12 protein-coding genes and 1 tRNA gene are annotated in these 14,508 nt (G+C 71.4%); 8 read left to right on the plus strand and 5 right to left on the minus strand.

Features of this window, described 5'->3' with window-relative positions; all coding sequences use genetic code 11:
- Positions 1-66: 66 nt before the first annotated feature.
- The 4 genes from fghA (at position 67) to OF380_RS06755 (ending at position 3,993) form a co-directional block, all read left to right on the plus strand.
- A complete protein-coding gene (gene fghA / locus OF380_RS06740) occupies positions 67-900 on the plus strand; it encodes an S-formylglutathione hydrolase (RefSeq protein WP_264050001.1) in 834 nt (277 codons plus the stop codon).
- Positions 901-953: 53 nt separating this feature from the next.
- The gene (locus tag OF380_RS06745; RefSeq protein WP_264050002.1) at positions 954-2,090 is read left to right on the plus strand and encodes a tyrosine recombinase XerC; all 1,137 of its coding nucleotides are present in this window, start codon (positions 954-956) and stop codon (positions 2,088-2,090) included.
- A 146-nt stretch (positions 2,091-2,236) separates the two neighbouring features.
- Positions 2,237-3,538, plus strand: coding sequence for a leucine-rich repeat-containing protein kinase family protein (locus OF380_RS06750; RefSeq protein WP_264050003.1), 1,302 nt, complete (start codon positions 2,237-2,239; stop codon positions 3,536-3,538).
- Positions 3,539-3,612: 74 nt separating this feature from the next.
- Positions 3,613-3,993 carry a hypothetical protein gene (locus tag OF380_RS06755; protein ID WP_264050004.1) on the plus strand — a complete coding sequence of 127 codons (381 nt, stop codon included), beginning with the start codon at positions 3,613-3,615 and terminating at the stop codon, positions 3,991-3,993.
- Positions 3,994-4,002: 9 nt separating this feature from the next.
- Here OF380_RS06755 and OF380_RS06760 read toward each other — a convergent pair whose 3' ends face one another.
- Together OF380_RS06760 and OF380_RS06765 are read right to left on the minus strand one after the other, a co-directional pair.
- A complete protein-coding gene (locus tag OF380_RS06760) occupies positions 4,003-4,773 on the minus strand; it encodes an SDR family NAD(P)-dependent oxidoreductase (protein ID WP_264050005.1) in 771 nt (256 codons plus the stop codon).
- Between the two features lie 262 nt (positions 4,774-5,035).
- On the minus strand, positions 5,036-5,974 hold the full coding sequence (locus OF380_RS06765; protein ID WP_264050006.1) for a 3-hydroxyacyl-CoA dehydrogenase NAD-binding domain-containing protein: 939 nt from the start codon (positions 5,972-5,974) through the stop codon (positions 5,036-5,038).
- Positions 5,975-6,088: 114 nt separating this feature from the next.
- Here OF380_RS06765 and OF380_RS06770 point away from each other — a divergent pair, with 114 nt between their 5' ends.
- Genes OF380_RS06770 through OF380_RS06780 form a run of 3 tightly spaced genes read left to right on the plus strand, consistent with a single transcriptional unit; the run spans position 6,089 to position 8,704 of the window.
- The gene (locus OF380_RS06770) at positions 6,089-7,081 is read left to right on the plus strand and encodes an ABC transporter substrate-binding protein (RefSeq protein ID WP_264050007.1); all 993 of its coding nucleotides are present in this window, start codon (positions 6,089-6,091) and stop codon (positions 7,079-7,081) included.
- A gap of 8 nt (positions 7,082-7,089) precedes the next feature.
- Entirely contained in the window at positions 7,090-7,893 is an 804-nt protein-coding gene (locus OF380_RS06775) for an ABC transporter permease (RefSeq protein ID WP_264050008.1), read from the plus strand.
- 16 nt (positions 7,894-7,909) lie between these two features.
- Positions 7,910-8,704 carry an ABC transporter ATP-binding protein gene (locus tag OF380_RS06780; protein WP_264050009.1) on the plus strand — a complete coding sequence of 265 codons (795 nt, stop codon included), beginning with the start codon at positions 7,910-7,912 and terminating at the stop codon, positions 8,702-8,704.
- Positions 8,705-8,917: 213 nt separating this feature from the next.
- On the opposite strand, the gene OF380_RS06785 is transcribed toward OF380_RS06780, so the two are convergent.
- Positions 8,918-12,103 (minus strand): helicase-related protein, encoded by a 3,186-nt coding sequence (locus OF380_RS06785; protein WP_404810602.1) that lies wholly within the window; start codon positions 12,101-12,103, stop codon positions 8,918-8,920.
- A gap of 58 nt (positions 12,104-12,161) precedes the next feature.
- Here OF380_RS06785 and OF380_RS06790 point away from each other — a divergent pair, with 58 nt between their 5' ends.
- A complete protein-coding gene (locus OF380_RS06790) occupies positions 12,162-12,359 on the plus strand; it encodes a hypothetical protein (RefSeq protein ID WP_264051525.1) in 198 nt (65 codons plus the stop codon).
- Positions 12,360-12,463: 104 nt separating this feature from the next.
- Here the strand turns inward: OF380_RS06790 and OF380_RS06795 are convergent, their stop codons facing one another.
- Together OF380_RS06795 and OF380_RS06800 are read right to left on the minus strand one after the other, a co-directional pair.
- On the minus strand, positions 12,464-13,954 hold the full coding sequence (locus OF380_RS06795; RefSeq protein ID WP_264050010.1) for a DUF2252 domain-containing protein: 1,491 nt from the start codon (positions 13,952-13,954) through the stop codon (positions 12,464-12,466).
- Positions 13,955-14,193: 239 nt separating this feature from the next.
- Positions 14,194-14,270, minus strand: a tRNA-Ala gene (locus tag OF380_RS06800).
- Positions 14,271-14,508 lie beyond the last annotated feature (238 nt).

Here is a 14,508-nt window from a genome sequence, read left to right on the forward strand (position 1 = left end):
CCGAACGCCTCAGAGAATCCTCGCGCCGCCACGAACGCTCCGCTCCCAGAAGGAAAGCTCCGCACCATGGAAACCATCTCGAAGGCCCGCGCCCATGGCGGCACGCAGGGCGTCTACAAGCACGATGCGGCGACCACCGGCTGCCCGATGACCTTCGCGGTGTTCGTGCCGCCGCAGGCGGAGCACGGCCCGGTCCCGGTGCTGTGGTACCTGTCGGGGCTGACCTGCACGCATGCCAACGTCATGGACAAGGGTGAGTACCGCAAGGCGGCGGCCGAGCACGGCGTCATCGTCGTCGCGCCCGATACGAGCCCGCGCGGACCCGGCATCCCCGACGAGGAGGGCAACTGGCAGTTCGGCTCCGGCGCCGGCTTCTACGTCGACGCCACCCAGGCGCCCTACGCCGCGAACTACCGGATGTGGAGCTACATCACGGAGGAGCTGCCGGCCCTCGTCGCGGCGAACTTCCCCGCCGACATGACGCGTCAGGGCATCTTCGGCCATTCCATGGGCGGCCACGGGGCCCTCACCATCGCGCTGACCTATCCCGATCGCTTCAAGTCCTGCTCGGCCTTCGCGCCGATCGCCCAGCCCTCCACGGCCGGCTGGTCGAAGCCTGCCTTCGAGAAGTATCTCGGCCCCGACGAAGCGGCATGGCGCGCCCACGATGCCACCGCGCTCATCGCGGACGGCAAGCGCTTCCCGGAATTCCTGGTGGATCAGGGCACCGGTGACAGCTTCCTGCAGGACGGCCTGCGGCCTTGGCTGCTGGAAGAGGCCTGCAAGGCGGCCGGCATTCCCCTCACCCTCAACATGCGCGAGGGATACGACCACTCCTACTTCTTCATCTCGACCTTCATGGCCGATCACATCGCCTGGGCCGCCGCCCGCCTGAAGTGACGCCGGACGGCGCGCGCAACGGAGCGTCAACGTCTCCCTGGCCTGATGGGGGCATGTCATCCGCCCCCGTTGCCGATCCCGCGCCCATCCCGGACCCTGCCGCCGAGCCCGACTCGGCGGCGGACCCGTTCGCGTTCCCCGGCGATGCGCGCCTGCGGGCCGCCGCGCTCGCCTGGCAGGACGAACTCGCCCGCGAGCGGCGCCTCTCGGCCAACACCGTCGAGGCCTATGCCCGCGACCTGCGCCAGTTCCTGAGCCACCGCGCCGCCCGTTACGGCACGCCCGGCATCGCGGGCCTCGTCGCCCTCAAGCCCCGGGATATCCGGGGGTTCATGGCCGCCCGCCGCGCGGACGGGGTCGGCGGGCGCTCGCTGATGCGGGCGCTGGCGGGCCTGCGCTCGTTCGCCCGGCACCTCGAGCGGGAGGGTCACGGCAGCGTGGCGGCGCTCGGCGCCGTGCGCTCGCCCAAGGTCGAGCGGCGCCTGCCCCGGCCGATCCCCATCCCCGCCGCGCGCGCGATGACGGGCTCCGAATTGCGGGCCGGAGAGGACCGCGAACCCTGGATCCTCGCCCGTGACGCGGCGGTTCTCGCCCTCCTCTACGGCTCGGGGCTCCGCATCTCGGAGGCCCTCGGATTGCGTGCCCGGGACGCGCCCGGGACGGGACTCGACGCGGTCACGGTGCTGGGCAAGGGAGGCAAGATGCGGATGGTGCCGGTGCTGCCCGTGGTCGGCAGCGCCATCGCCGCCTATGTCGATGCCTGCCCCCATCCCCTCGCGCCGGACGGTCCGCTCTTTCTCGGGGCCAAGGGCGGTCCGCTCTCCCCCCGCGTCATCCAGTACGCGGTGGCGTCCATGCGCGGCGCGCTGGGCCTGCCGCCGAGCGCGACGCCGCACGCCCTGCGCCACTCCTTCGCCACCCACCTGCTGGCCCGCCGGGGCGAGTTGCGGGCGATCCAGGAACTGCTCGGCCACGCCTCGCTCGCGACGACCCAGCTCTACACCAAGATCGACGCCACCCGCCTGATGGAGGCCTTCGACGCGGCGCATCCGCGTGCGGGAACCGCGCCGCTCCGAAGCACCGCCCTGGGTGTGAGAAGCGGCGCGCACCCGCGTCGCGACGCGGTGGGGGACGACGCCCGGACCGCGACCGAACGATCGCGTCCCGGACCCGTGGCTCGGGGCTTGTAGGTGAAGGTGCTGATCTCGCAGACATTGACGTTGCGGCGGAGGCCCGGCTCGAAAGCGACGACCAATGCCCGTCTACCGACCAAGCCGAACTCGCCTCCGGGGACCGACCGCATGATCCCACACCGCCGCGCCGCACCGGCCGCCCGATGACGCAGAGCCTACTCGACGCGCTTCGGCGCGGGGATTGCGCGGGCGCGCGGGAATTGCGCTTCCCGCCGGGCCTCACCGAATTCCCGCGCGAGATCCTCGCTCTGGCCGACACGCTGGAACTGCTCGACCTCAGCGGCAGCGCCCTGTCCACGTTGCCGGACGATTTCGGCCGCCTGCGCAAGCTGCGGGTGCTGTTCTGTTCGGGCAACCGCTTCACCCGCCTGCCCCCGGTGCTGGGGGATTGCCCGGCGCTGAGCCAGGTCGGCTTTCGCGCCACCGGCCTCGTCGAGGTGCCGGGCGAGGCCCTGCCCCCGGCCCTGCGCTGGCTCACCCTCACCGACAACCGCATGGCGCGCCTGCCCGATGCCATCGGGGCGCGGCCGCTCCTTCAGAAGCTGATGCTCTCCGGCAACGCCCTGCCGAGCCTGCCGGAGAGCCTCGCGAATGCGCCGAACCTCGAACTGGTGCGGCTCGCGGCCAACCGCCTCGAGGCGCTGCCGCCCTGGCTCTCCGCCCTGCCCCGCCTCGCGTGGACCTCGTTCGCCGGCAACCCCTTCGAGGGCGAGCCCGTCCCCCTCGTCGTGCCGTGCGTCCCCTGGGGCGACCTCGAACCCGGCGCGCTCCTCGGGGAAGGGACCTCGGGACGGGTGTACCGCGCCCTCCGGCATCGGGGCGACGCCGCCTCCGAGGCCGTTGCCCTGAAGCTTTTCAAGGGCACCATGACCAGCGATGGGCTGCCCGAACGCGAGATGGCGGCCTGCCTCGCCGCCGGCGCGCATCCGAACCTGACCGGGGCCCTGGGGCGCATCGCGGATCATCCGCAGGGCGCGTTGGGACTGGTGATGCCGCTGCTGCCAGCGGACTGGCGGGTGCTCGCGGGGCCGCCGAGTCTGGCGAGCTGCAGCCGAGACGTCTACGACCCCGCCCTCGCCCTGGCGCCGGACGTCGCCCTGCGGATCGCGCGCGGCGCGGCGGAGGCCTGTGCCCACCTGCATGCCCGTGGGATCCTGCACGGCGACCTCTACGGGCACAACCTGCTGTGGGACGGGGCGCGGGGCGCGGCGGTGGTCAGCGATTTCGGCGCGGCCTCGACGCTTCCCGAAGGACCGGCGGGCGCGGCCCTGCGGCGGGTCGAGGTCAGGGCCTGGGGGCTGTTGCTCGGCGAACTCCTCGCGCTCGCGGGCGTCGAAGCCGGCCCCTGGCGCGCGCTGGAGCGGGCCTGCACCCAACCCGTCGTCCCGGAACGCCCGGATTTCGCGGAGATCTTGAGCGTCCTCCGGGCCGCATCTCCGGCGTGAGCCGGGGATCGGCCCCGATTTCGTCACGGTGAACCGCCAGGGACCGCAGCCATCCTCACAGGATTGCGGTCACGATGAAGAGAATCACCTACGCGCTTCTGGTCATCGGGGCGCTGGCGGCGCCGCAGAGCGCCCTGGCCGCGAGCAAGACCACGGTGGGCGTCGGCACGGGCGCGGTGGCCGGCGCGCTGGTCGGCGGCCCCGTGGGAGCCGTGGTCGGGGGCATCGTCGGCGGCTATATCGGCGCCACTTCCGAGAGCCCGCGCCCGCGTCGCCGCCGGGTGCGCAACGCCCGTCGGGCCGCGGCTCCGCCGCCGCGCCGGCTGCGCGTAGCGGAGGAGCCCACCCGCCCGGTCCCGGCGGCGACGGGCAGCCTCACTCCCGTCACGGCTGCCCCAGCGGCCGCGAAACCTGCGCCGGCTGCGGCCGGAACGACGTGGCGCGACCCGCGCTGACGCCTCTCATCAGGCGCCGCCCCACTGCATCGTCAGCCCGCCGTCGACCACGAGGGTGTGGCCGGTGACGTAATCGGCATCGTCGGAGGCGAGGTACAGGATCGCCTTGGCGATCTCGTCCGGCTGGCCGGCGCGATGCCACGGGATGCGCGCCAGCGACTGTTCCAGCACCTTCGGGTCTTCGAAGCGATCGCTGGTCATCGGCGTCTCGATCAGGCCGGGCGCCACGTTGTTGACGTTGATCCGGTCTTCGGCGAGTTCCCGGGACAGGCTGCGGCAGAGCGAGCCGACGCCGGCCTTCGACATGCCGTAGGGCGCACTTTCCGGGGTCGGCAGGTGCTGGGCCACCGAGGAGACGATCACGATCTTGCCGCGCCCGCCCTGGGCCCGCCGCACCCGGATGAAGGCGCGGGCGCAGAAGACCGGGGCCATCAGGTTGACCCGCAGGATCTGCTCCAGCTTGCCGTCGTCCATCTCGGCCACGGGCATGCCGCTCATGGCCTGACCGGCATTGTTGACGAGGATGTCGAGCACGCCGAGTTCCTCGGCGACCTGCGCGAAGGTGGCCTCGACGGAGGCCGGGTCGCCGACATCGTTGCGGATGACGAGGCAGCGGCGGCCCGCGGCCTCCACCCGGCGGGCGGTCTCGCGGGCACCCTCCGCATCGGTGTTGTAGGTGATCGCCACATCCGCGCCCTCGCGGGCGAAGCGTTCGGCGGCGGCCTGACCGATGCCGGAATCCGCCCCGGTGATGAGTGCGCGCTTGCCCTGCAGCTTCATGATGAGCCGGTCTCCCCGCAATCGTCGGATGGTTTGCCTCGGAAGGCCTGCCTGGGACGGCTTGCCTCGGAAGGCCTGGCCGAGGGGGCCGACCGTCGCCATCGGCGCCCCGATGCGGGATCAATCGGCCGGGGCCGGGCCCTGTTCCGATGCCTGACCCCGGACCGCGACGAACTCGACGGAATCGGGGCCAGCCCGCGCGACGGCGTGGCGGCCGGTCGCCGAACCGCGACGAGCAGGGGCCGGGGTCCGGGGGCTGAAATCAGCCGTCGTCGCCCGCGACTTCGACGCGCGCCTTGAGGATTCCCATCAGCGCCGCGTCGCGTCGGGCGGCCAGTTCGGCGAGGGAACGGCCCGCCGCCTCCGCCTCGACGCCGGCCACGATCCGGTCCTTGACGTCCGACGTCAGGTCCGGCGTCCCCAGGCTCGCCCAGCGCCGGACCTGACTGGCACCGAGATGGTCGAGGTAGTGGCGGATACCGCCCTCGCCGCCGCCGAGGTGGTAGGTCATGTGCGGGCCCATGGCGGCCCAGCGCAGGCCGGGGCCGTTGCACAGGGCGGCGTCGATATCGGCGACGCTCGCCACCCCCTCCGCCACGAGGTTCACGGCTTCCCGATAGAGCGCGGAGGCGAGCCGGTTGGCGATGTGGCCCGGCATCTCGCGGTTCAGGACAACCGGACGGCGCCCGAGCCGGGCGTAGAACCTGCTGGCCCGCGCCGCCACCTCCGGCGTGCCGGCGACGATCTCCACCAGCGGCACGAGGTGGGGCGGATGGAACGGATGCGCGACCAGGATGCGCTCCGGCCGGGTGCAATCCGCCACGATGGCGCTGCGCAGCATGGCCGAAGTGCTCGATGCGACGAGGACCGACGGGGGCAGCAGGCGATCCACCTCGGCCAGAAGCGCGCGCTTCACGGCCTCGTTCTCAGGTGCGTTCTCCTGCACGAAATCCGTGCCCGCCAGGGCATCCGCCTGGCGCTCGTGGAAGCGCAGCGCGCCCTGCCCCGTGAGCCCGAGTTCGGCGAGTTGCGCGCGCGCCTCGGCGATGGCGGGGGCCGTCCGCTCCGCGAAGCCGGGGGCCGGATCGTAGGCCGCCACATCGAGCCCGTGGGCGAGGAACAGAGCGGCCCAGCTCGCGCCGAGAGTTCCGCAGCCCAGCACGGTGACCCGTGCGATTTCATCCCGTTCAATGCCTGTCAAAACTCACTCCCCTGCCGCTTTACATTCGAATGCAGGTTACGCTTATTCAGCGGTGTACCGACCGTGTTCGCGGCGGACAAAGCGGGCGAAACGACCCGCGCCGGGAGAACGCCCATGTTCACGCGCAACGCCACGGCTCGCGCCGCCCTTTTCTTTCTCGCGACCCTGGGGGCCCTCGGCAGCGCCAGGGCCCAGGATGTCGTCCGCCTCGGCAATCTCAAGTTCGCGCATTACGGCGCCATCTCCTACATGAAGGAGATCGCCCCGAAATACGGCCTGAAGATCGACGAGAAGGTCTTCGCCAAGGGCGCCGACATCTACCCCGCCATGGCGGTGGACCAGATCGATATCTCGGCGTCCGGCGCCGACGGCGCGGTGGCCGCGCGCGGCAACGGCGTAAAGCTCTACGTGGTGGCGGGCTTCGCCAATGGCGGCGTGCGCATCCTGCGCCGGCCCGACCTCGATACGGTCAAGACCCTCAAGGACGTGAAGGGCCTCAAGGTCGCCACCGTGCGGGGCGGCACCCAGGACCTGATGCTGCTCGCCGAACTCGACAAGCACGGGATGACCTGGTCCGAGCGGGCCGGCAAGGACGTGCAGCTGATCTACTTCAACAACTACGCCGACCTGAACCAGGCCCTGTCGCAGAAATACGTCGACGTGATCTGCCAGAGCGAGCCGCAATCGACGCAGGCCATCAGCGCCGGCTACGCCACCGAGGTGGTGAAGCCCTACGACACCCCCATCGGCGTGCCGGTGCGCCCGCTGGTGATGACCGAGAAGATGTACAACGAGCGCCCCGAGGTCGCCGCCAAGGTGCTCAAGCTGTTCGTGGCCGCGACCAAGGCGTTCATCGACGATCCGGCGCTCGCCGAGAAATACGTCCGCGAGACCGTGTTCAAGGGCCAGCTCTCGAGCCAGGACTTTCGCGACGGCATGGCCAACGCGAAGTACACCTACGACGTGCCAGCCGGGCACATGCAGACCACGACCGACTACATGATGAAGTACGGTCTGGGTAAGATGGTGAACCCGCCGAAATCCGATGCCGAGTGGGTGAAGACCGACCTCCTCGAGAAGGCCAAAGCCGAACTCAAGACGAACTGAGCCACAGCATGAACCGGCTCCGTGGCGCCATCGTCCCGATCGCCCTCCTCGTCCTGTGGGAAATCCTCAGCCGGGTGGGCGTCTTCTCCCCGATCGTGCTGCCGCCGCCGAGCGCGGTGGCGGTGAAGTGGTATTCGGGCCTCCTGCCCGGCCTGCCCTACGATCCGGCGGCCGAAAGCTACTGGCACTGGATGTTGTCCGGCGAGATGCCGCACGATGCCATCGCGAGTCTCGGCCGCGTGCTCATGGGCTTCTGCGTGGGTGCCGGCCTCGCGGTGCCGGTCGGGCTCATCCTGGGCACCAGCGACCGGCTCTACGCGCTGTTCAACCCGCTCCTCCAGATCCTGCGGCCGATCCCGCCCATCGCCTACATCCCGCTCGCCATCGTCTGGTTCGGCCTCGGCAATCCGCCGGCCCTGTTCCTGATCGCGCTCGGCACCTTCTTCCCCGTCCTGGTGAACACCATCGCGGGGGTGCGACAGGTGGACTCGATCTACATCCGCGCGGCCCGCAACCTCGGGGCGAATTCCTGGACGATGTTCCGCCGGGTGATCCTGCCGGCGGCGAGCCCCTTCGTGCTCGCGGGCATGCGCATCGGCATCGGCACCGCCTTCATCGTGGTTATCGTCGCCGAGATGATCGCGGTCTCGGACGGGCTCGGCTACCGCATCCTGGAGGCCCGCGAATACATGTGGTCCGACAAGATCATCGGCGGGATGCTCACCATCGGCATCCTGGGCCTCATCATCGACGGGGCGATGTCGCGCCTCAACGACCACCTCCTGCGCTGGCATCGCGGCCTTGAACGCTGAACCGGGACGCCTCACCATGTCGGCGCAGATCGAGATTGCCAACGCCAGCAAGGTGTTCGGCGTGGGCTCCGGAGCCGTGGCGGCCCTGGACGACATCACCGCGACAGTGCCGGAGGGGCAGTTCCTCTGCCTGCTCGGCCCGTCCGGCTGCGGCAAGTCCACCCTGCTCAACGCGGTGGCGGGCTTCACCCCCTTGAGCGCCGGGCGGATCAGCATGGGCGGCCGCCCCGTGACCGAGCCGGGCCCCGACCGGGGCATGGTCTTCCAGGAATACGCCCTGTTCCCCTGGATGAACGTGGAGGACAACGTCCGCTTCGGCCTCGACATCCAGGGTGTGCCGCGCGCGGACGCCACGGTGACGGTGGACCGCATCGTCGCGACGCTGGGCCTGTCGGATTTCCGCAAGCGCTATCCGAAGGACCTCTCGGGGGGCATGCGCCAGCGCGTGGCCATCGCGCGCATCCTGGCGCTGGACCCGCCGGTGATGCTGATGGACGAGCCGTTCGGGGCGCTCGACGCCCTGACCCGGCGCACCCTGCAGGACGAGCTGCTGCGGATCTGGGCCGAGTACCGCAAGACGGTGATCTTCGTCACCCACTCCATCGAGGAGGCGATCTACCTCGCCGACCGCATCCTGGTGATGACCTACCGGCCCGGGCGCATCAAGCGCGACATCACCGTGGAGATTCCGCGCCCGCGCGACACCGCCTCGGGCGAGTTCAACGGCCTCAAGCGCGAGCTCGCCGGGCTGGTGATGGCCGAGCAGCAGCGCTTCACCAGCGCCGAATTGCACGGCTCGGCGGTGGACTGACGCCTCCCCGGAACGCACGCGGCCGGTCGCCCGCCCGTGGTAGTCCGGAAGACGCATTGTGCCGCGTCGGATGCGCGCTATGGTTTCCGGGCTGCGGGTGAAGCAGGCGACGACCGGGGTCCACCCGGCCGGCGGCGGGGCAGCACCGTCCCACCCGCTCCAGTGATCCGCAACCTCGGTCCCGGCCGACGGCGCCTCCGCCGGCCGGGACCGTCAGGCTGCAGCCATCGTCCGGTCGCCCTGCGCCCGCAGCCGCTCGAGGAACGCCGCGGCGAGCCGCCCGCGCTCCGCCGGGTCCTCGCTGCCCTGGCGCAGGAGCACGCGGTTGTCCCGCCGCTCGATATGCGCGTGGGCGGGCACATGCAGGGCGGGCGCGTTCGGCCGGAGGTCGGCCGCCAGCCCCTGCGGTCCACCGCTGAGGCGGTGGATGCCGAGCGCGAGGCAGCCGACCCGGAGGCGGGCGAGCGCGATCAGGTCCTCGAAGGCGGCGGGCGGCGGGCCGAAGCGGTCGACCACCTCGCTGCGCAGGGCCTCGACCTCCTCCGCGTTCGTCAGGCGCAGGGTGCGCGCGTAGAGGCTGAGCCGCACCTCGGGCTCGGGCACGTAGTCGCCCGGCACGGCGCCCGAGAGGCCGAGACGGATCTCCGGGTTCCAATCCTCGGCCGGCTCGCCCTTGGCGGCGCGGAGCGCCAGGTGCAGCAGGTGCTGGTAGAGCCCGAGGCCGATCAGCTTGACGTGGCCGGCCTGGTTCTCGCCGACGAGGTCGCCCGCACCGCGGAGATCCAGGTCGCGGGCGCTGATGGCGAAGCCCGCCCCGAGGCGGTCGAGGGCTTCCAGCGTCCGCAGGCGCTTCTCGGTGGCGGGTGTCAGCGGCTTGTCGGGGCGGTTGAGCAGATAGACCACGCCCCGCCGCTGGCCCCGTCCGACCCGGCCGCGCAGCTGGTGCAGCTGCGACAGGCCGAAGCGCTCGGCATCCCAGACCAGCATGGTGTTGGCGCGCGGCACGTCGAGGCCGCTCTCGATGATGCTGGTGGCAAGCAGCACGTCGCCCTCGCCATCGGCGAAGCGCACCATCACGTCGTCCATCTCGGCAGCCTTGAGGTCGCCGTGGGCGATCATCGTCGTCAGGTCCGGCACCAGGCGGGCGAGGCGCGCCGCCATCGGGGCGATGTCCTCGATGCGCGGGCAGACCACGAAGCTCTGGCCGCCGCGCCGGTGCTCGCGCAGGAGAGCGTCGCGCGTCGCCTCGTCCTCGAAAGAGGCGATCACGGTGCGGATGGGCTGGCGCACGGCCGGGGGAGTCGCGATCACGCTGAGGCTCTGGAGCCCGACCAGCGCGCTCTGCAGCGTGCGGGGGATCGGGGTCGCCGTCAGCGTCAGGACGTGGCCGTCGCTGGCCGCCCCGCGCAGACTCTCCTTGATCTTGGCGCCGAAGCGCTGCTCCTCGTCGATGACCATGAGGCCGAGATCCGCGAAGCTCACGCCCTTGGCGGCGAGGCAGTGGGTGCCGACGACGAGGCGGATCGAACCGTCGGCGAGCCCGGCCTTCACCCGTTTCGCCTCCGCCGGCGAGACGAGGCGCGAGAGGTGGGCGACCTCGATGCCGAAGCGCGCGAAGCGCCGCGTGAAGGTCTGGACGTGCTGGCGCGCCAGCACGGTGGTCGGGGCGACGATCGCCACCTGCTTGCCGGCGAACAGGGCGGCGGCGGCGGCCCGCAGCGCCACCTCGGTCTTGCCGAAACCGACATCACCGCAGACGAGGCGGTCCATCGGGCGCCCGGAGGCGAGGTCGTCCATCACGCCGGCGACGGCGCTCGCCTGATCGCCGGTGAGCGCGAAGCCGAAGCCGGCGGCGAAGCGCTCCATCTCGCGGTCCCGTGGCGCCAGGACCGGTGCCTGGATCGTCCGGCGCTTCTCGGCGTCCGCCAGCATCACGCGCGCGGCCCGCGCCATGCAGGCCTCCGCCTCCAGGCGCCGCCGTCCCCAGCTTCCGCCTTCGAGCTTGTCGAGGGTGACGGCCTCGACCTCGGAGCCGTAACGCCAGATCCGATCGGCCTGCGAGACCGGCACCATCAGGATGCCGTCGCCGGCAAAGCGGAGGCGCAAGGCGTCCTCGCTGCCGCCGTCACCGGTGCTCACCGCCTCCAGGCCCTCGAACACGCAGAGCCCGTTGTCACGGTCGACGGCGACGTCGCCGATGCGCAACTCGACCTCGCCGATGGGCAGGATGGCACTCGGGCCGCCGGCCGCCGCGCAGGCGGCCCGCGCACCGAACAGGTCGGCGGCGGCGATCACCGCCATGCCCCGGTCCGGCACCCGGAAGCCGGCCTCGATCGGGGCTTCCAGGCTGAGGAGCGCCCCGGATTTCGCCGCGACGGCCTCAGCCCAGGCCCGGACCGTCCGCGCCTTGCGGCCAAGCGCCCGCTCGGCGATGCGCACCAGCCGCGCCAGCGGCTCGGCCGGCCCCGTGAGGAGGATGCGGTCGCCCGCCTTCAGGCGCTCGCGCAGGGTCTCGGCGAGCGCCGTGTTCGGTCGCGCCTTGCGCACGAAGGCCGGAATGGCGAGGTCCTCGGTCCCGTCCGCCTGGGCCTCGGCGACACGGCGCCGGGCCAGTTGCGTCGCCCAATCCTCCGGGCTCAGGTAGAGGCCGGCATCGTCGGACGCACCGCGCCGGGACCGGGCCGCGGCCTCGCGGCCCTCGGCGATCTGTTCGAAGAAGGCCTCGGCCCGCTCCTCCGCCCCGTCCTCGACCACGAGTCGGGCGTCCGGCACCTGATCGAGGACGGTGGTGAGGGAGGGATAGTACCGGGTGAGGCCGTGCTCCTGTCCGGTGAAGGGCTCCAGCCGGCTCTCGGAGCCTTCGGGCAGGACGATCTCGGTGGCCGGATCGATGACCAGCACGTCGGCTTCGGCCAGCGAACGCTGCGAGACCGGGTCGTAGGAGCGGATCGCGGTGACGCGGCCCTCCTCGTACTCGATGCGGCAGGGGCGGTCGGCGGCGGCCGGGAAGACGTCCACGGTGCGGCCCCAGACCGCGACCTCGCCGGGCTCGTCGACCCGGTCGTCGAGGATGTAGCCCAGCCGCTGCAGGAACGCAGAGACGGCGGACGGATCGAGGGCGTCGCCGACCCGGAGTTCCAGGCGCGCCTGCGCCCAGGTCTCGGCCGGGGGGACGCGCTGGATCAGGGCCGGGGCGGTGGTGAGGACGATGTCGGGCAGAGCCGTCGTATCCGTGAGCCAGCGCAGGACGCCGGCACGCGCGCCCATCACCCCACGCGAGGGCGAGGCGCGATCGTAGGGCAGGCAATCCCATTCCGGGTAGAGCGCGACTTTGCGCTCCGGCGCCAGCGCCCGCAGGATTCCCGCGATCGCCTCCAGCCGGTGGCTCTCGCGGGCCATGTGGACGAGGGGCTTGCCGGCTTGGGTCAGGTCCAGGAGCGCGACCGCGAGGGCGCCGGTGGGCACGATCGGCGCGACGATCTCGGAGGTCGCCGGGCTCGGGGCCGGCTCGGCCGCCGGCTGTCCCTTTCGGGTGGTCGCACGCCGGGTCGGGGTTTTACGGGTCGGGGCTTGGGATGCGGAGGTTTTCGGCGCGCGCGCCGAAGCCGGGGAAGCGTTCGCGGAAGACGTCTCGGTCCTGCGTTTTGCCATCTGAGAGGTGTGCTGCCCGGCTCGAGGATTGGACTCAAGCAACGCGGGTCGCGGGGTCCGGGCTCCGTACTCGGATCGTCCGTCCCCAGTTTGTCGCAGTCCTGTGGACTACATCTCGGGGTCGGGCGCCGCCTCCAGGCGGCCTTGCGCGATAGCGGCTTGGAAGGCTGCGAAATCGCTCTCGTTCTGGTCGCCATAGGCGAAGGCCCAGTCAGCCAGAGCCTCGCGCAGGTCGCATTGTCGGTCGCGGCCGCAATAGCCCGCGATGGCGGCCGCATCCCCGGTGCGGGCGTGTGCTCGCGCCAGCAGGGCGCCATAGGCCCAGGAGAAGTAGATCAGCGGCTGGCCGCTGAGGCCCGCCACCGGGATGTCGCCCTTCATGTTCTTCATCTGGCGCACGTAGAACGGCCGCCCGTCGATGGTGGTCCAGCCGAGCAGCGGGTCGCCCACCGCCTGGAGCAGGCGCTGGCCGTAGATCACCCGCTCGCCCTCGTGGTCGCCGTAGGCATCGGGCATGCCGGCGAGGTAGGGGGCGTGGGCCGGCGTCACCGCCTCCTTCACCTGGAGGAAGAGCACGTCCTGATCCGAGTTGCCGCACAGCAGCGCGACGTAGGCCCGGGTGCCGACGCTGCCGACCCCGACGACCCGGTGGGCGACGTCGACCACGTGGTAGCGGCTGAGCATGAACCGGCGCTCGCGCGGCAGGGTCTCGGCATAGTGCTCCAGCCCGCCGATCACCGCCTCGCGGGTCTCGGCATCGACGCCGGTGAGGATCGGCGCCTCCGCCTTGAAGCGCCAGCCGCCGTCGGTGCGGCGCTCGCCGACGCGGGCGAGCAGGCTCTTGTTGTGCTTCTTGCGCGCCTTCTCCACCGCCTTGGCGATGACCGCCTTGGAATCCTCGTCGATGGAGAGGCCGGCGAAGTCGAGCCGGTCGGCCCGCGCCGCCTGGTGCCAGACGTCGAGGGGCCCCTGCGGCGCCAGCTCGGTCATGGTGTGCTGGTAGCCCGCCACCGCCGCGAGGGCGGCCTCGCGGCGCTCGGCCTTGCCGACCCCGTCCGTGCGCGCCGCCACCTCGATGCTGGCCACGAGGCGCTTGAGGTCCCATTCCCACGGGCCGATGGTCACCTCGTCGAAGTCGTTGAGGTCGAGGACGATATCGCGCTGCGGCGTGCCGAACAGGCCGAAATTGGCGAGATGCGCGTCGCCGTTCATCACCACCGCGATGCCGCTGCGCGGGGTGTGGGCGAGGTCCCAGGCCATGATATGGGCGGCCCCGCGCAGGAAGGCGAAGGGCGAGCTCGCCATGCGGGCGACCCGGAGCGGAATGAGATGCTCCTGGCGTCCCGCATGCGCACCCTCGATTAGGGAGACCGGGTCCGGACGGTCGCCCGGCGGGTGCCACGCCCCGTGGCTCGCGTGCGGCACGACCTCGCGCAGGGCCTTGCCCGCATGACGGCGCTTGTCCCAGGGCTCGCCGGCCTCGCGCAGGTTGATGCGCGGGATGTCGGCGAGCGGCGTCAGCAGGATGTCCTCCGCCGCCGTGACGGTCGCTTCCTGCTCTCCGGCGTCGCGCACGTCGACACCCTGCGGACATTCCATGATCCGTCCTCACACACGCTTGTACGACGGACAAATCTTGGCCGTTGGGGTTCGTTCCCGGGGCATCACGTCTCAGCGCCGCGCTTCATCCCCCACGCTGAATCAAACTTGAAGCATTGCGGCTCTGCGCAAGCATACGCCATCAGGCCGCGACGATCAGCGAAGCTTTGGCAGATCCACCGCGATGACGACCGGCGCACAATGCTCCAACACCGGCGGGAGCGGACGGTTATGGTGCGTGGAGGCCGGGGTCCGGATTTGAACCGGACGTAGGGATCCTTGCGGGGATCCTGGCTCAACACTCACCCACCTGGCCGAGGCGGTTGAACCACGGATAGGGACGCACGGCAAGGGAAGAGCATCCCGGTCTAGTCAGGCTCGGCGTCGCTCTTCCACGGTTTTCACCGGCGGCCGTGAGCGCGTGTGCGGACCAGAGCGCTGCCTCAGCCGGAACGATGCTTGCTCGCCTGGCGGAAGGTCCGTTCTGGCGTGCGGGGCACGCGTCCGCGATTGACCCGCGTGGGCAAACGGCGTTGTTGGGCGCGAACGTCCAG

The organism is Methylobacterium sp. FF17 (genome assembly GCF_025813715.1).
GTDB lineage: Bacteria > Pseudomonadota > Alphaproteobacteria > Rhizobiales > Beijerinckiaceae > Methylobacterium > Methylobacterium flocculans.